This window comes from Blautia sp. HCP28S3_G10 (assembly GCF_052065235.1).
Classification (GTDB): Bacteria; Bacillota; Clostridia; order Lachnospirales; family Lachnospiraceae; genus Blautia_A.
Genome location: NZ_JBQHUL010000008.1, coordinates 1 through 16,909, shown reverse-complemented (window position 1 = coordinate 16,909; position 16,909 = coordinate 1). Strand labels below are relative to the sequence as shown.

The 16,909-nt window shown below is 38.3% G+C and carries 16 protein-coding genes; all 16 read left to right on the top strand.

Annotated elements, in window-relative coordinates:
- The first annotated feature begins 23 nt into the window (after positions 1 to 23).
- The gene (locus ACTNB8_RS05335; protein WP_441052917.1) at positions 24 to 911 is read left to right on the top strand and encodes a carbohydrate ABC transporter permease; all 888 of its coding nucleotides are present in this window, start codon (positions 24 to 26) and stop codon (positions 909 to 911) included.
- A gap of 2 nt (positions 912 to 913) precedes the next feature.
- Complete coding sequence (locus tag ACTNB8_RS05330) at positions 914 to 1,762, top strand: carbohydrate ABC transporter permease (RefSeq protein ID WP_441052915.1); 849 nt, start codon at positions 914 to 916, stop codon at positions 1,760 to 1,762.
- A 37-nt stretch (positions 1,763 to 1,799) separates the two neighbouring features.
- A complete protein-coding gene (locus ACTNB8_RS05325; RefSeq protein WP_441052913.1) occupies positions 1,800 to 2,660 on the top strand; it encodes an amidohydrolase family protein in 861 nt (286 codons plus the stop codon).
- A 1-nt stretch (position 2,661) separates the two neighbouring features.
- The gene (locus ACTNB8_RS05320; protein WP_117640186.1) at positions 2,662 to 3,090 is read left to right on the top strand and encodes a secondary thiamine-phosphate synthase enzyme YjbQ; all 429 of its coding nucleotides are present in this window, start codon (positions 2,662 to 2,664) and stop codon (positions 3,088 to 3,090) included.
- A 252-nt stretch (positions 3,091 to 3,342) separates the two neighbouring features.
- Positions 3,343 to 4,059 (top strand): GntR family transcriptional regulator, encoded by a 717-nt coding sequence (locus ACTNB8_RS05315; protein WP_441052912.1) that lies wholly within the window; start codon positions 3,343 to 3,345, stop codon positions 4,057 to 4,059.
- Positions 4,060 to 4,079: 20 nt separating this feature from the next.
- On the top strand, positions 4,080 to 4,916 hold the full coding sequence (locus tag ACTNB8_RS05310; protein ID WP_441052910.1) for a sugar phosphate isomerase/epimerase family protein: 837 nt from the start codon (positions 4,080 to 4,082) through the stop codon (positions 4,914 to 4,916).
- 369 nt (positions 4,917 to 5,285) lie between these two features.
- Positions 5,286 to 6,473 carry a zinc ribbon domain-containing protein gene (locus ACTNB8_RS05305; protein ID WP_441052908.1) on the top strand — a complete coding sequence of 396 codons (1,188 nt, stop codon included), beginning with the start codon at positions 5,286 to 5,288 and terminating at the stop codon, positions 6,471 to 6,473.
- 304 nt (positions 6,474 to 6,777) lie between these two features.
- Positions 6,778 to 9,837, top strand: a complete 3,060-nt coding sequence (locus ACTNB8_RS05300) for a fucose pyrophosphorylase domain-containing protein (RefSeq protein WP_441052906.1) — start codon at positions 6,778 to 6,780, stop codon at positions 9,835 to 9,837.
- 42 nt (positions 9,838 to 9,879) lie between these two features.
- Complete coding sequence (locus ACTNB8_RS05295) at positions 9,880 to 11,142, top strand: glycosyltransferase family 4 protein (protein ID WP_441052904.1); 1,263 nt, start codon at positions 9,880 to 9,882, stop codon at positions 11,140 to 11,142.
- Between the two features lie 15 nt (positions 11,143 to 11,157).
- On the top strand, positions 11,158 to 11,730 hold the full coding sequence (locus ACTNB8_RS05290) for an acyltransferase (protein WP_441052902.1): 573 nt from the start codon (positions 11,158 to 11,160) through the stop codon (positions 11,728 to 11,730).
- A 5-nt stretch (positions 11,731 to 11,735) separates the two neighbouring features.
- A complete protein-coding gene (locus ACTNB8_RS05285) occupies positions 11,736 to 12,353 on the top strand; it encodes an acyltransferase family protein (protein WP_441052900.1) in 618 nt (205 codons plus the stop codon).
- Positions 12,354 to 12,403: 50 nt separating this feature from the next.
- The gene (locus tag ACTNB8_RS05280; protein WP_441052898.1) at positions 12,404 to 12,781 is read left to right on the top strand and encodes a hypothetical protein; all 378 of its coding nucleotides are present in this window, start codon (positions 12,404 to 12,406) and stop codon (positions 12,779 to 12,781) included.
- Positions 12,768 to 13,883: a glycosyltransferase family 4 protein gene (locus ACTNB8_RS05275; protein ID WP_441052896.1), complete on the top strand. Its 1,116-nt coding sequence runs from the start codon at positions 12,768 to 12,770 to the stop codon at positions 13,881 to 13,883. Before ACTNB8_RS05280 ends, ACTNB8_RS05275 begins: the two co-directional genes overlap by 14 nt.
- A gap of 29 nt (positions 13,884 to 13,912) precedes the next feature.
- Positions 13,913 to 15,022, top strand: a complete 1,110-nt coding sequence (locus ACTNB8_RS05270) for a glycosyltransferase family 4 protein (RefSeq protein WP_441052894.1) — start codon at positions 13,913 to 13,915, stop codon at positions 15,020 to 15,022.
- A 23-nt stretch (positions 15,023 to 15,045) separates the two neighbouring features.
- Complete coding sequence (locus ACTNB8_RS05265; protein WP_441052893.1) at positions 15,046 to 16,068, top strand: glycosyltransferase family 10 domain-containing protein; 1,023 nt, start codon at positions 15,046 to 15,048, stop codon at positions 16,066 to 16,068.
- Positions 16,069 to 16,126: 58 nt separating this feature from the next.
- Entirely contained in the window at positions 16,127 to 16,801 is a 675-nt protein-coding gene (locus tag ACTNB8_RS05260) for a hypothetical protein (protein ID WP_441052891.1), read from the top strand.
- Positions 16,802 to 16,909: the final 108 nt, after the last annotated feature.

The window sequence follows — 16,909 nt, the reverse complement described above, 5'->3', positions numbered from 1 at the left end:
ATATTATAGAAAGGGAGATGATTATGAAACGATTTCTCAGAAAAGGAGAGGGATATATATATGTATTACCGGCACTGCTGTTTATGCTGGTGTTTATATTTTATCCTATTATATATAATCTGATTCTTAGCCTTCAGGATGTAACGGTTACCACATTGCTTTCACCGCACAAAGAATTTGTCGGACTGAAAAATTACATTGATGTTTTTAAACAGGGAGAATTCTGGAATGCACTGTTTTTGAACTGTGTGTTTACAGTAGTCTGTATTTTCTTTCAGTTTATAGGTGGTTTTGCACTTGCTATGGTGTTTAAAAGAAGCGGTACAGCATTTAGGGTTATGAAATCTCTGATGCTTATCCCTTATATCATACCTGTTACGGTAAACGCAATCCTCTGGAAATTCTTTTTTGCTACCAATGGTGGATTTATCAATGAAATTCTGGTTGGACTTGGAATTATGGATCATGGGATTGAATGGCTCCAACATCCGTGGACAGCGATGTTTTCCGTAATTGTAGCTAATATATGGTGTGGTATCCCATTTTTTATGATACTTCTTTCTACGGGCCTGGCAAATATCCCTCTGGACTTTTATGAAAGTGCGAGAATAGATGGGGCAACTGCATGGCAGCAGTTTGTTTGTATAACCGTACCAAGTGTAAAAGCATCAATTCAGGCTTCTCTCGTTCTTGGAATTGTATATACTTTCAGAGCTTTTGAATTGATTTATGTTATGACTGGCGGCGGACCTGTCAATGGAACGGAATTGCTGACATTATATTCTTATAAAAATTCATTTACTAAATTTGATTTTTCAGTAGGCGGTACAATTTCAAATATTCTGATGTTCATTTTATTAATAGTAGGTGTATTTTACATTCGTATGATGAAAGATGATGAGGAGATGTGATTATGAATAGTGCTAAAAAGAAAAAGAAAATAAAAAACACCCTCATGACGGTTATTGCAGTTGTTTTATTCGTAGCAATGATGTTTCCATTATACTGGATGATCATCACTTCTTTTAAAGAAGAAAAGATGGTATTTGCTACACCGCCTCAGCTTTTTCCATTAAAACCAACAATATCTGCATATGTCATACAGTTTACGTCTACAATATTTAATATTCTTCAGGGTCTGAAAAACAGTATGATCATTTCTTTCTTTGCTATGGTTATTTCGGTGGTCCTGTCGATTCCGGCAGCTTATGGAATGGCCAGATTTAAATTAAAGGGAAAAAGAATCATATTGTTGCTGTTTATGGTATCACAGATGCTGCCGCAGATTTCAACATTGGTTCCTAACTTTATTATCTTTCAGAAATTGTCTATTTATAATACATATCTGGCTCCGATATTTGCAGATGCAACATTGGGAATACCATTTTGTATATTAATGCTCAGAACCTATTTTATAAGTATACCGAAGGAAATCGACGAAGCTGCCCGCATTGATGGCTGCAATTCACTTCAGTCGTTTATAAAAGTAGTACTTCCAATGTGTTCTGGTGGAGTTGCTGTATCATTTGTTTTTTCTTTCCTGTTTGCATACAGTGACCTGGTATATTCACTGACATATATTAATGATTCTACAAAATGGCCGGTAACAGTGGGAATTTATAATGCTATTGGAAGATATGGAACTGCATGGAGTCAGGCAATGGCTTTTGGAACAATAGTTGCTGCACCTGTTATCATTCTGTTTATTTTCATGCAGAAATATATTGTTGAAGGTCTTACAGCCGGTTCAGTAAAAGGGTAAACAATTAAAATTTTTAACTTACAAAGGAGAGAAAGACATGAGTATGGTAATTGATGTACATGTTCATCCAGGATTTTATGAAAAAATTAGCGGTGACAAAGAGGAACTGGAATTCAGAAAAAAACAGGCGCACTGGGATCTGATGTCCCCATTTCCGGTAGAACTTACAAGAACACAGATGAAATTTGCGCATGTAGATAAACTGGTACTTCTTCCAATGGATCTTACTACCAGTGCAGGAGGATGGGTAGTGTCCAATGAGCAGGTATGCACAATGGTACAAGAAGCACCGGATCTCTTCTTTGGATTTGCAAGTGTGGATCCGTATCGTGAAGATGCACTTGAAGTTCTGGAAAAAGCATTTAAAGAACAGGGATTGATGGGTCTGTATCTGAATCCTTCAAAACAGGCGTTTTTCCCGGATGACCCTATGATGGACAAAATTTATGAAAAATGTGTTGAATATAACAAACCTATTATTTTTTCAGCGGGTATGTCATTCTGTGATGATTGCCTGATGAAATATGGAAAACCACTTAATTTTGAACCGGTAGCAATAAAATATCCGGAACTCCGTATATGTATCGGACATATGGGCTGGCCGTTTATTTATGAAACAGCTGCCATGATTCTTAAATATCCGAATGTTTATGCAGATACTTCCATGTTGTATATGGATTCTCCAGAACAGTTTATGAAAGATGTGTTTATGAATCAGTTTGGTCGTCTGTGGCTGGATAATGATTTTGGTGACAAGATCATGTTTGGCTCCAATAATCCCAGATTCCGTACAGCACGCATCAAACGAGGACTGGAATCTCTTGATATCCGTCCTGAAACACTTGAAAAAATACTTGGCGGAAACGCAGAAAAATTCCTTGGTCTGGAGGTAAAATAACATGGTAAAACTTACAACAAAAAAAGTGCTCAGCGAAACAGAGTTTCAGCTGATTTCTATCAGAGATGAAGTGATCAAAGCAGTAGAAGAAAGTGGTATTCAGAATGGATTTGTACTTGTAATGAGTGCTCATACTACAGCAGGTGTAATGGTTAATGAAGATCTGACATGTTTACATACTGATATTGAAGCAACTCTTGATAAGATGGCTCCGGTAGTTGCTGATTACGCACACAGCCATTATCTGCCAAGTTATGGAGCAACTGGTGGAAATGCGCCTGGTCATCTGAAACAGATGCTTACGGGATATGAAGTAATGTTCCCTGTAATTGAAGGAAAGGCACTTATCCGTTTTGCACAGGATATTTATTTTGCAGAATTTGATGGACCACAGATGAGAACATACTATATAGAAGTAATGGGTGAGTAGCCAACAACGACAGAATCCTAAAAATCAGAGCCTGCAGTTAATTGTTGGGGGAAATATAGAAATAGAATGTATCATGTGGTTCAGATAATAATACTAAAGCAGACAAAAATGTAGACGTCTGCAGGAACAGGCTGTCATCTTATTATAAAATTTACAGATAAAAATATATCGATTTAAGGATGTATATGTTAATATGTTATATATTGTTATATATATTAATGATACATACAGCATAAGTCAATGGAGGATAAGATGGGAAAAACAGCATCAGAACCAATGTATCAGCAGATTGCAGAAGATATTAAAAAGAAAATCCAGACAGGCGAATATAAAGAGAATGAACAGATACCTACAGAAACAGAGCTGGAAAAGATCTATGGAGTGAGTAGGATTACTGTAAGAAAAGCGATGGAGATACTGGTGGGGGAAGAGATTCTGATCCGAAAGCGAAGAATGGGGACTTTTGTTGCACCACGAAGAATTCCCTGGAATCCGGGAAATATATTCAGTTTCAGCAAAACTTATGAAGCAGAAGGCCGTGTGGTGAAAACAGAACTTCTGGGAGCAGAGCTGAAGAAGGCAGAAGCTGCTGATCTGCAGAGACTGGAACTGAATGATAATATGGTGCTTTTTATAAAAAGGCTGAGATATGTGGATGGAATTCCACTGACAATTGAAGAAATGCGCTTTTCCAGAGAGTATCTGTATCTTCTTATGGAGGATCTGACAGGGTCCATACATTCTTTGCTTCAGGAACATGGGGTAAAGCTCAAAACAGCACAAAAAAGTTTTGCTATTTGCAATGCAACAAAAGAAGAGGCTGAACTGTTGAATGTAGAAAGAGGCAGAGGACTCTTGTTCATGAAAAATATGTTTTATGATCAGAATAAAAAACCGGTTTTTTTCTCCAAAGATGTCTTTAATGCAGACTATTTTGAGCTCAAGTTCACATTGCAGGATAATGATTAAATATGAGGAGGTAATGACAGATGGTTAATTTAAAACGCAGTCAGGTGGCAATTATGAATATTCAGTATAAATTCTTTCCACTGACTAAATTTCTGGATGACGCTGTGAAAAATCAGGTTCAGGCGGTTGAATTATGGGGAGCGGCACCACATTTTCATCCGGAAGATATGACCTACCGCGATATAGTTGCTGTTCGCCATGAAATTGAACGAAGAGGACTTAAACTGATCTGTTATACACCGGAACAATGTATTTATCCTATTAACCTGGCAGCACCTTATGAGTCTGAAAGACGAAGAAGTCTTAAGTTTTTTGAAGATGCTGTAAGAGTTGCTTCCGAATTGGGTACAGATAAAGTTCTTGTGACTGCCGGAACAGGATACTTTGATGGAAGTGATTATGAAGAAGCATGGAAATATGGAAAAGAAGGACTGATGCAGCTGGGAGATCTGGCTGAACATTATGGAATTACACTTGCACTGGAAGCATGGAGAGAAGACGAAAGTAATCTGATTAACAATCTTGAATCATTAAAAAAGATGATGGACGAATTAAATCATGACCATATAGGTGCAATGCTGGATACCTGTCCGATGGTTCTGGAAAACAAATCTCCGTCAGATTATCTTAAAGTATTTGGAGATAAGCTGATACATGTTCATTTCATTGACGGTACTCCCAGAGGTCATCTGGCATGGGGAGACGGAATTCTTGATATGGAAGGATACCTTAAACAGTTTGATGAATATGGATATAAACACAGTCTTTCACTGGAAATCACAGATGGAAGATATCTGATGGATCCGGAAAAATCTATTCAGCAGTCTGTGGAAAAATTATATTCAGTAATAAAATAATAGTGTGTGAACCCTTGGTTTTATAAAAAAAGCAATACTCAGAGAAATCCTGAGTATTGCTTTTTTTTTGCTTTATAGTGGATAATCGGAGTTCTTGAGGGCTTGCCGAAATAGCACAGCGAAAAAGAAAAAATAAATATGAATCATGTATGTTTGTGTTTATATACAAAGTTTTTTGTGCAAAAAATATCAATATAATGGTTATTTTTTACAAAGAATGTACGTAGTGTGTGGCAGAAAAACAGGATATTTAAGCCTTTATTGACGTTGACATAAGATAATGTATATCCTATAATCAGAAAAGAAAGTGGAAAGTAAGATATAAAATATCCTATACAAGATAAATATACGAGTTCAGAGGTGTTGAAAATGGCTGGGAGTTCCTGTTATTCGATCACAGTCAGGAAGTTCAACGTGCTTTCTGATCATATAGAGTGGTTCCGTAAAACGCAGGAACTTTATAATGAAATTCTTTTGTTTTATTACAACCTGTATCTGAAGAATTTAAGCGAAAATCAGCCGGGTACACTGGAAACGCTTCGCATTCTGGAAAAAATGACAGTTCCGGGCCGGGATAAACAGCCGGTTTCAGACCCACTTCCCTGGAAAAAACTTCCTCTGTACTTCAGACGTGCAGCGATCAATACCGCTGCAGCGGCAGCAAGAAGCTATCTGGCAAGAGAAGATCAGCAGAAACCGACAGAGAAATTTACAGAGTCAGTAACCTTTTATAAAGGTATGTACCGGGAATTTACCGGAACCAAAATTGAACTGAAACTGTGGGACGGTGAAAACTGGAAATGGTGTTCTGTGCGGCTTCGTGGAAATACTGTACCACAAACAGGACAGATGATGTCACTAGCACTCGTGCTTAACGGAAAAACGGCAGAGCTTCATATTCCATGGAAAACACCGGTAGAAGATGGAAGAAACCTGAAAGTCCGTATGGCAGCAGGCGAAAAAATCTGCTCAGTTATTTTTACAGGACAGGATACCTGTGTGGTCTGCTGTGTACTGAATGGAAATGGAGAACGGACAGGCAGTTTTTTCGTCAGAGGCGGCAGAGAATATACACATGCATGCAGACAGATCAGGGAAAAAATTGAGAAATCCAGGATGTCAGAAGGTGCAGGAAACAATCCGCAGGCAAACAGACGCTACTGGCAGAAACTCAAAAATATCCATGATCATTATGCACATCAGTTCAGCAGACAGGTCATTGATTACTGCGTAAAGAACGAAGTAAAAGTGCTGGTTTTGCCGGAGTATGATCCGGAATATACGAAGATCATCATGGCAACAGCAGGTATGGATTCACCACTTTCACTTCATAAATCCATCCGTGAAAAACTGAAATACAAAGGCTGGCAGCAGGGAATTGTCACAACAGAGATCCAACAGCAGGAGATCAGTTCCGTATGCAGTATCTGCGGAGGAAAGATCCAGCGAAAAGGAGCAGAATTCATCTGTGAGAACGGTCATCAGGGTAACCGATACCTGAATATGGCACACAATCTGGGACAGAAATGTCTCGATGGATTTTCGCAGAAGCATTGATCGGAGTTCTGATAAATGGGTTTCAGAAATTCTGAAATTAAAATGATAAACACTGTGATAAATTCACGGTTTTTATAAATGAAAGATAAGAAATTATCAGGAGAGCAGTTTCTATATGAAACCGCTTTCGGGCAGAGCACCGCCCGCCGGAGACCCATGAGGCCCCCGGGAAGACAGGAGTTATAAGCTCTGAGAGTGCTCGAAGTTATATAGATAAATAGAAATAAAGTCACGAGATAACAGAAAAGAAAATGGGAGATTCCCCATAAGACTACAACCGCAAGATTTAACAATGGAGGAACGTATGAATATGAAAAATCAGATACCTGTCAGAGACAACCAGGCTGAGTCAATGGCGTCTCTTTTTTTGTCTCAGTCTTATCAGGATGCATGGGCAGATTATAACCGTTCGCTGAAAAAAGAAAGGTTTGCAAGATGGGATTATGTGGTTCTGACAGCTTCCAATGAGGAACAGGCAGAAGGATTTCGTGGACAGATCGAACTTCGTCAGGAGGAGGGATTTCTTCCTGTACAGACGAAATTTCTGGTTCTGCCCGATCCTGATGGGAAGCGTGTAGGCAGCGGTGGCGCCACCTTAAATGTACTCCGCGCGGTAGCTGAAGAACAGAGAAGCGGAGATTTCAGCGGCAAAAAAATCCTCGTTATCCACAGTGGCGGAGACAGCAAACGAGTACCTCAGTACTCCGCGCTGGGGAAACTTTTTTCACCTGTACCACATAAACTTCCGGACGGAAGAACTGCCACATTATTTGATGAATTTATGGCAGAAATGAGCGGAGTTGCAGGACGCATAAGAGAAGGAATGGTACTTCTTTCGGGAGATGTTCTCCTGCTTTTTAACTCGCTGCAGATTGATTTTCCAGGAAAAGGAGCAGCTGCCGTTTCCTTTAAAGAAAACGTAGAAACAGGCAAAAATCACGGCGTATTTCTTATGGGAGAAGATGGAAATGTAGCAAAATTTCTCCATAAACAGACCACGGAAACACTGCGCAGCCAGGGTGCTGTCAATGAGCAGAATGCAGTAGATATTGATACAGGCATGGTGATTTTTTCCACGGAAATGCTCCACAGTCTGTACAGCATGATAAGCGTGAATGGAAATTTTGACAGGGTAAAATATGATACATACGTAAACGAAAAAGTACGGCTTTCCCTGTATGGAGATTTTCTCTATCCACTGGCTGTGGATTCCACACTGGAGGCTTTTTATAAGGAAAAACCGGAAGGTGAATTCTGTCCGGAACTGACAGCTGCAAGGGAAGTTGTATGGGAGATACTGCGCCCGTATCGAATGAAATTACTGCGCCTGTCCCCGGCGAAATTCCTGCATTTTGGAACCACCAGAGAAGTCCTGAAACTGATGACCGAAGAATTCCGTAAATACAGTCATCTGGGCTGGAACAATCAGGTCAACAGTACTGTAGGACAAAACGTTCTGAACAGAAAACCAGCTGCGCTGGACAGTGTTTTATCCAGAAATGCAGAGTGCGGGGATAACTGTTATCTGGAAGTAAGCTATGTACATTCTGGTTCAAAGATCGGAAATAATGTAATTCTTTCCTATATAGATATACACGGAGAAACGATTCCGGATGAAGTAGTACTTCACGGACTGAAACAACGTGATCAGAAATTTGTTGTTAGGATTTATGGAATTTATGATAATCCGAAGACTGAACTTACAGATGGCGGATGCCAGTTCCTGACAGGAACTCTGAAAGAATTTATAGAAAAAAACAACATCTCAGAGGCTGAACTCTGGGACAAAAACGATGCCCGGACACTGTGGAATGCAAGACTCTATCCTGTCTGCGAAACCATTTCGGAGGCGGTGGAAGCTGCCCTTAATATATACAAGATGGTAAGTGGAAACGGAGATACAGAAAGCTGGCGAAAAGCATCCAGAACAAGCCTTTGTTCCGGATTTGGCGCGGCATCACCGGGAGCCCTGATCGACTGGCAGGCACGTATGCATGAACTTGTAAAAATGGACAGCCTGGAACAGGTGATCCACAGAGGCGGAACCGTAGAAGAAGTCAGAAATCTCCTGCAGAAACCAGCCCTCACAAAGATCCAGAAAGAATGGCTGGAACGACATCTGCAGCGTGGCGGATTCGGAAGTATGATCCGTCTGTACTATTATGTCGGACAGGCTCTTGGCGGAGTAGAAGGTGAAAAATACATAGATAATTGCTTCGCTGTAATAGGAGAAAAGATCCTGCAGGGAACTCTTGATGCTATAAAAGTACACGAAGAATGCAAAATTCAGACAGATGAACACACTGTCTGCCTTCCGCTTCGTGTGAACTGGGGCGGTGGCTGGAGTGACACTCCGCCATACTGCAACGAAAATGGCGGAACCGTACTGAATGCTGCGATCAGCCTGAACGGCGATCTGCCTGTAAAAGTCACCCTTCGCAGACTCAAAGAGAACAAGATCGTCTTCGACAGCAGGGACATGGATACCCATGGAGAATTTACAGAGATAGAAGAACTGCAGAATTGCGGTGATCCTTACGATCCATTTGCCCTGCAGAAAGCAGCACTTCTGGTGTGCGGAATCATTCCTACAGAGGGCAGCAGCCTGAATGAGATCCTGGATCGTATTGGCGGTGGAATCTTCATGAGTACAGAAGTGGTAAATGTTCCAAAAGGCAGTGGCCTTGGAACAAGCAGCATACTTGCAGGTGCCTGCGTGAAAGCATTATTTGAATTTACAGGAATTACTTACACACAGGAAGATCTATATGATCACGTTCTCTGCATGGAACAGCTGATGTCCACAGGCGGTGGATGGCAGGATCAGGTAGGTGGCCTGAGCAATGGTGTCAAATACATCACTTCCGCACCGGGCATGCACCAGTATCCAAAAGTACAGCATCTGGAACTGAGCCAGGAAACATGCAGTGAACTGCAAGAACGTTTTGCGCTTATCTATACAGGTCAGAGGCGCCTTGCACGAAATCTTCTGAGAGATGTGGTTGGACGGTATATCGGCAGCGAGCCGGATGCATTATCTGCGCTGTCTGAAATACAGAAAGTGGCAGTTCTGATGCGTTTTGAGCTGGAACGTGGAAACGTAGACGGCTTCGCCGAACTCCTGAACCAGCACTGGGAACTTTCCAAAAAACTGGACAGCGGAAGCACCAACACCTGTATAGACCAGATCTTCACAGTGATCGAAGATCTCATCGACGGCAAAATGATCTGCGGCGCCGGAGGCGGCGGCTTCCTGCAGGTAATCCTGAAAAAAGGAATCACGAAAGGGCAGTTGAGAGAAAGACTGAATGATGTATTCCAGGATTCAGGAGTAGATGTGTGGGAGAGTGAGATGTTGTGGTGAGGGAGGAAAGACTTCCATAAAAACAGGGATAAGAGGATTTTTATGAAAAAGAATTTACTGATATATGCGCATTACTATGTTCCTGATACTGCGTCCACAGGACAGATCCTGCGTGAACTGGCAGAGGGAATGAAGGATAAATTTAACATCACAGTCATCTGTGTAGTGCCAAGTTATCTTGGAACGATAGATGATAAATATAAGACTCAGAAGTATTACAGAGAAGAAATAAACGGGGTAAAAGTACTGAGGATCCGTGTGCCGGAGTTCAGCAAGACCAATAAGAAGAGTCGTGTGAAGAATATTGTTTCATATTTCTTTGGGGCAATGAATGCGACATTCAAAGTTGGAAAACAGGATTATGTTTTTTCAATCTCACAGCCACCAATCCTCGGTGGTCTTCTGGGAGTCTGGGGTAAATGGATAAAACACGCGAAATTTATTTACAACATTCAGGACTTTAATCCAGAACAGGTACTGGCAGTCGGTTACAGCAAAAACAAACTTATCACAGATGCAATGATGTGGTTTGACAAATTCAGCTGCAAACGGAGTGATCTGGTCATTACAGTCGGCCGTGATCTGGTGGAGACAGTGGAAAAGCGTTTCAAGGGTAAGAAAGTTCCCAAGACCGTTATGATCAACAACTGGATCGATGAGAAAGAAATTTATCCATTACCAGAAGATCATGAGAGAGTGGCTGCGTTTAGACAGAAATATGATCTGGAGGGAAAATTTGTGATCATGTATTCCGGAAATATTGGTTTGTACTATGATCTGGAAAATCTGATTAAAGTAGTGGAGCGATTTAAACCGGGTACGAAAACAGCAGATGGAAGAGATGTTGTCTTTGCATTTGTTGGTGCAGGTTCGGTGTTGGACAGACTGGTGCAGTATGTGAAAGAACACCACATGGATAATGTGACTTTTATTCCGTATCAGGATAAAGCTGACCTGATTTATAGCCTAAATGCCGGGGATGTTCACTGGTGTGTGAATGCTAAAGGCATCAAAGGTGTGAGCTGTCCATCAAAATATTATGGACTGGCAGCTGCAGGAAAGCCTGTAATCGGCGTATTGGAATCCGGTTCGGAAGTGCGCTGTTTGATTGAAGATACCCATGGTGGATTGTGCTGCGAACCGGGCGAATACGACAAGGTTGAAGAGAACATCCGCTGGTTCATCGAGAATGCGGACAGTGCAGAAGTTAAAGAAATGGGAATCAGAAGCCGTGAGAATCTGGAAAAGAATTTGACCAGAGAGGTCAGTGTAAAGAGATATGCGGAGGAGATATTGAAGCTGTGACAGGAGGAAGAAGAAATGAACAGTAACTGGTTTAAGCTGGTTATGAAAATGACAAAAGTTGAATATGGAAAAAACCTCCTGCTGAAAGGTGTACCGATTATTTTTAACAAAGGTGGCGCCAGACTGAAGATTGGTGAGAATGTCACGATTAAAAGTAGCTTTCTGAGTAATCTGGTTGGTCTGTACAGCAGAACAATTATTGTTACTCGCACTCCGGGGGCAGAGATTGAAATTGGCGATAATGTGGGAATAAGCGGAGCAACGATCTATGCCCGCAAGGGAATCCATATTGGAGAGAATACCTGTATTGGTGGGAATTGCAAGATACTGGATAATGACTTCCACCCCATTGAATCTGAGACAAGAAACAAATTACTGCGGGATGAAAACGGCGGTGACAGCGATTTAGTTCCGAGTAGAGAGATTAAGATTGGCAAGAACTGCTTTATCGGGTGTAACTCAATAATACTGAAAGGCACAGTGCTGGGTGATGGATGCGTGGTTGGTGCCGGTGCTGTGGTTGTTGGTAAGTTTGAGGATAACTGTGTGATTGCAGGAAACCCGGCGAGGGTTATTAAGAGGTTGTGAGGAAAATGGAGACAAAAAAGAGGATTACAGGAATAGCAGAACTTCAGTTTATTTTTTGCTGTTTGATTGTGTTGAGACATTCTGACCCACTTAACGGTTTGGGCATACAAGAAATTGCACTAACAAGTACTGCAAACCTATTTGTTTACAAATTAATTGATTTCATAACGCACATGACGGAAGTTGCAGTACCAATTTTTTTCTTTATTTCTGGATTTCTGTACTTCAATGACTTTAATAGCCTAAATGATTATGCTGCAAAAGTAAAAAAGAGAGTAAGCTCGATAGTTATTCCTTATTTTATTTGGAGTTTTTTGAATTGGCTTTATTTTGCAGTTATTACGCATATTCCAGCAATATCAACAAGGATGAACATGAAACCAGTTAGACTTGATTCAAGAAATATGATTCAAGATATAGTTATGTCGAATTATGCACCGTTGTGGTTTTTAAGAGTTCTGTTTTGTTTATGTATTTTAGGAATAGTTCTAAATTGGGTGCTCAACTATAAAGGAGTGGCATTAGTTGTTATATCAATGTTGATACTTTGGAACGCATTTGGGGGTTATGGATATCAATCTATTACTGCATGGACGCCGTTTTTTATCGGGGGGGGTATCTGAGAAAATACGGAAGCAAATTCGTAATAGAACACGAGAAAATAATATTATTTGTGGCTACAATACTGTTAATAATATCGTATGTTCTGGATGAAGGAACAACGGGGAGCGTTTTATATATTGCACGGTTCCTTACAGCAGCTGCGTTGTTTTCAATTTTTAGTAGAAAAGAAACGACTGAGAAGTGGTTTTGGGGAGCCTCGATGTTTATTTATTGCACTCATTTTTCCCTTGTAAGTGCAATCGAAAAATTGATGTTTCTTGCTCTAGGAAAAGACATAGTAGTTGGTCTAGTGGCATACATAACTGTTCCAATACTTATAATTTTTACATTGAGCTATTTAGCTAGATTTATAAACATAAAAATACCAAATGTCTGGAGAGTGATTGTGGGTAACCGCAGTTTGATGATTAAAGATGAAAAAAAATAAAGTATGTTTTATTGCACAGTTTCCACCTCCGATGCATGGATTATCCAAAGCGGTTGAGACACTGTATAATTCAGAACTCAACTCTGCTGTGAATTCGGGTGGAAAATTTGAATTTGAAAAAGTAGATATTACTAACAACCAAAACTTCTTGAAGAATTTGTTGAGGATTGGTAAGTGTAAAGCGGATTTGTTCTATTTTACTATCAGTCAAACAAAAGGCGGTAACTTAAGAGATTTAGTGATCTTCAAGTTGCTAGAACTTCAGCATAAGAAATGTTTGATTCATCTGCATGGTGGGTATTACCGTCAGCTGGTAGATAACGATATGGCTGGCTGGCAGCGAAAAGCAAATTATAGGGCAATCAAAAAACTCTCAGGTGCGATTGTTCTATCAAAATCATTAAAGAAGATTTTTGAGGGAATGATTGATGATGAAAAGATTTTTGTGGTAGAAAACTGTGTTGATGACCAGTATTTGCTTACAGACCAAGAAATCGAAGAAAAGCTGAAAGCATTGGAAAATGAGAAAGTTCTTCATGTGCTGTGGTTGAGTAATTTTATCAGAAGCAAAGGCTATCCGTTTGTTCTTGAAATGGCAAAAGCAGAGAAAGAGCGTGTGGATGCTGGTGGAGAGAAGAGATTCCATTTCGATTTCGCAGGCAAGTTCTTTGAAGATAGTGAAAAAGGATACTTTGAAAGCTATATAAAAGACAATGGGCTGGAAGAGTATGTTACATATCATGGTATTGTGGATGGCGAACAGAAGAGAGAACTTCTTAAAAAATGTTACATCTTTGCATTGCCAACCAGGTACCCCAACGAAGGCCAGCCTATTAGCATCCTTGAAGCAATGGGAAACGGGATGTTCATAATTACAACTGATCACGCTGGTATTCCAGACATCGTGGAGGATGGTGTGAATGGGATTGTGATATCAGCTAATGATACAGTTGCAAAGCACTGTTTTATACAGTTATGTAATTTAAAATTAAGAGATATTATTAAAATTATTGGTTGCAATATAAATGATTGCAGAAAAAAGTTTACCGAAAAAAATTATTTGGAAAAAATGAGAAATTGTTTTAAACAGATACTTTTCTAAACAATAAATAATAAAGGGCAATTATGCAAATGACTAAAAAAATTTTATTTATGACCAATATGCCGTCACCATATCGTGTTGAATTTTTTAATGAATTGGGAAAATTTTGTGATTTAACAGTTTGGTTTGAACGTACCAGTGACAAAGGCAGAGATTCCAGATATAAAGCTGGAAAATTTAAAAACTTTACAGGAGTGTTTTTGAAAGGAATACGAGCTGGGGATGCGGAAGCTTTTTGTCCGGAAATAATTTGGCTTTTTTTGAAGAAAAAGTTTGATTATATTATTGTTGGAGATTATTATTCCCCTACGGGAATGTTAGCTATTGAATATATGAGATTAAGAAAAATTCCTTATATTCTTAGTTCAGATGGAGGAATGATAAAAAATGATACAACATTTAGATATAAATTGAAAAAACATTTTATTGGCTCCGCATCTGGATGGCTAAGTACAGGGAAAATGACGACAAAATATTTAACATATTATGGGGCAAAAGAAAATGAAATAAAAGTATATTCTTTTACTTCCTTACGAAAAGAAGATATCCTTTCTCACCCCTTAAATCTGAAAACAAAAAAAATAATTCGAGAAAGACTTGGAATGACAGAAGAAAAAATTATTATCTCGGTAGGACAATTTATTTATCGAAAAGGTTACGATATTTTGTTAAAAGCATGTGCAAAATTTGATAGTTCAATAGGAGTATATATTATTGGAGGAAAACCCACAGAAGAATATGTGAAAATAAAAGAAAAACTTAATTTAAATAATGTACATTTTGTGGATTTTATGAAAAAAGAAAGCTTGGAAGAATATTATAAAGCAGCAGATATATTTGTTTTGCCAACAAGAGAGGATATTTGGGGATTAGTTGTTAATGAGGCACTTTCATATGGACTTCCTGTAGTTACAACAGATAGGTGTGTCGCAGGCCTGGAATTAATAAAAAACGGTGAAAATGGTTTTATTGTTCCGAGTGAAGATGAAAATTTATTAGCTGATGCATGCAATACAATAATTCATTTTAATGCTGAGAAAACAAGTGAAAAGTGTTTAGAAACAATTAAAACATATACTATTGAACATATGGCGCAAGAGCATATGGACTATATAAATGAATGTGATGAAAGGGTTTAAATACCTTGGAGAAAGGAAAAGCGATGAAAGATATGCAGACAATAAAAATCAAAATATTTGATGACGCATCGAATTATGATTTTATTATAGATATATTAAAAAGAAAATATATCGTGAAGCATTCAGATGATCCAGATTATTTATTTTATTCTGTGAAATCAAAGGACGTATATAAATATAAATGCATTAGAATTTTTGTGACAGATGAAAATTTAACACCTGACTTTAATATTTGTGATTATGGTATTGGATTTCATTATATAAATTTTCAAGACAGATATATTAGATATCCTGTGTATATGATTGGAAATTATAGCTATTATAAAGGCGATAATTATGAGTTGGATTTGATGAGAGCACTTCATAAACATGAAAATGCGGAGGAACAGTTGAAAAGTAAGACGGATTTTTGCTCTTTTGTATATTCTAATGGTCTGGCGGTAGATTGTAGAGAACATTTTTTTAATGAATTGGCAAAATATAAAGAGATAAATTCTGGTGGACGATATAAGAATAATATTGGAGGTCCAGTAGAAAATAAACTCAATTTTCAAAGAAAACATAAATTTGCGATTGCTTTTGAAAATTCTTCCGGGTATGGTTATACAACAGAAAAAATTGTACATGCATTTTCAGCAGGAACAATTCCTATATATTGGGGAAATCCAGCCATAACAAAAGAATTTAATCCTGATAGTTTTATTAACTGTCATGACTTTGGATTGACAGAAAAAGGCGAAGTGGATGTAATAAAAAGAATAATTGCGGAGATAAAACAAATAGATCAAAATGACGAGTTATATTTGAAAATGCTTAAAACACCAGCTTTTCAGAATTTAGATTATGTTGAGAAACAGCAGAAGGCGTTGGAGGATTTTTTGTATCATATTTTTGATCAACCGGTAGAGAAGGCATATAGAAGAAATCGTTTTTATTGGGGTGAGAGATATGAACGTAGACTGTGCATTGGTGATAAATTTTATTGGTTATGTAGGCGTGTGATTCCTATAAGAGATAAAGCTAGAAGATTAATAGGACGCAAATAAATGCTTGAGTATAGGTGATATTCGTTTATAAATAAAAAGAAGAGAGAACTATAAAATAATGAAAATAAATAAATGTAATTTTGCCAACAATTACAAAAAAATAGTGACATTTTTATTTTTGATTGTTGTGGGAGTTACGTATATAAATAGTAACATTGGAGTTTTGATAGGTGGTCTAAAAATTAATTTAGCTGATTTTATTATTGTTATTTATTGGTTAGGATATCTAAGTAGATATAAATTTAAAATTAAAAATATTCTTAATGTTTGGCAAGCATATAAATGGTGGATATTTCTTCTATTAATGTTTGTTATATGGATTCCATATGGTAGCTTGGCGGGAGCGGGAGTACCAGAAGATGTAAAGTTAATACGTAATTTGTTATATGTGATTTCTACACTGTATTTTTTTCAAGATAATGCGTTTAAAATAGAAATTATTGACCTGATTGAGGTGTATACAATTATTACTTCTTTAGATACTATCGTTGATGTTGTGATAAAGTATTCATCAAATAGTTGGTTTATGTTTAGTAGAGGAAATGGTGTTGCACATATATATTTGTTTTGTTTTTTACTTTGGAATTTAGATAAAAGAAAAACAATATTGCAAAAAATTCGGGGATATTTTTGCTGCATTTTAACAATAGTTGCCTCTTTTTTATCACAAGAAAGAACACAGTTATTGGCAATTTTGTTGGCATGTATAATTACTTTTTTATTAAAAAGTTGAATATTCTTGTGCGGTAACACCGCAAGTCCGGCAGACGGGAAACCGTCTGTCCGGGCTAGCGGGAACCGCTTATGCGAGTTTACTCACGTAATGTTTTGTCCAAGCCAT

Bases quoted from the DNA above. Each gene is read 5' to 3' on its own strand.
- ACTNB8_RS05290 (WP_441052902.1), top strand. From the start codon at position 11,158: ATGAACAGTAACTGGTTTAAGCTGGTTATGAAAATGACAAAAGTTGAA.
- ACTNB8_RS05335 (WP_441052917.1), top strand. From the start codon at position 24: ATGAAACGATTTCTCAGAAAAGGAGAGGGATATATATATGTATTACCG.
- ACTNB8_RS05325 (WP_441052913.1), top strand. From the start codon at position 1,800: ATGAGTATGGTAATTGATGTACATGTTCATCCAGGATTTTATGAAAAA.
- ACTNB8_RS05315 (WP_441052912.1), top strand. From the start codon at position 3,343: ATGGGAAAAACAGCATCAGAACCAATGTATCAGCAGATTGCAGAAGAT.
- ACTNB8_RS05265 (WP_441052893.1), top strand. From the start codon at position 15,046: ATGAAAGATATGCAGACAATAAAAATCAAAATATTTGATGACGCATCG.
- ACTNB8_RS05275 (WP_441052896.1), top strand. From the start codon at position 12,768: ATGAAAAAAAATAAAGTATGTTTTATTGCACAGTTTCCACCTCCGATG.
- ACTNB8_RS05285 (WP_441052900.1), top strand. From the start codon at position 11,736: ATGGAGACAAAAAAGAGGATTACAGGAATAGCAGAACTTCAGTTTATT.
- ACTNB8_RS05320 (WP_117640186.1), top strand. From the start codon at position 2,662: ATGGTAAAACTTACAACAAAAAAAGTGCTCAGCGAAACAGAGTTTCAG.
- ACTNB8_RS05310 (WP_441052910.1), top strand. From the start codon at position 4,080: ATGGTTAATTTAAAACGCAGTCAGGTGGCAATTATGAATATTCAGTAT.
- ACTNB8_RS05305 (WP_441052908.1), top strand. From the start codon at position 5,286: ATGGCTGGGAGTTCCTGTTATTCGATCACAGTCAGGAAGTTCAACGTG.
- ACTNB8_RS05295 (WP_441052904.1), top strand. From the start codon at position 9,880: ATGAAAAAGAATTTACTGATATATGCGCATTACTATGTTCCTGATACT.
- ACTNB8_RS05270 (WP_441052894.1), top strand. From the start codon at position 13,913: ATGACTAAAAAAATTTTATTTATGACCAATATGCCGTCACCATATCGT.
- ACTNB8_RS05330 (WP_441052915.1), top strand. From the start codon at position 914: ATGAATAGTGCTAAAAAGAAAAAGAAAATAAAAAACACCCTCATGACG.
- ACTNB8_RS05300 (WP_441052906.1), top strand. From the start codon at position 6,778: ATGAATATGAAAAATCAGATACCTGTCAGAGACAACCAGGCTGAGTCA.
- ACTNB8_RS05260 (WP_441052891.1), top strand. From the start codon at position 16,127: ATGAAAATAAATAAATGTAATTTTGCCAACAATTACAAAAAAATAGTG.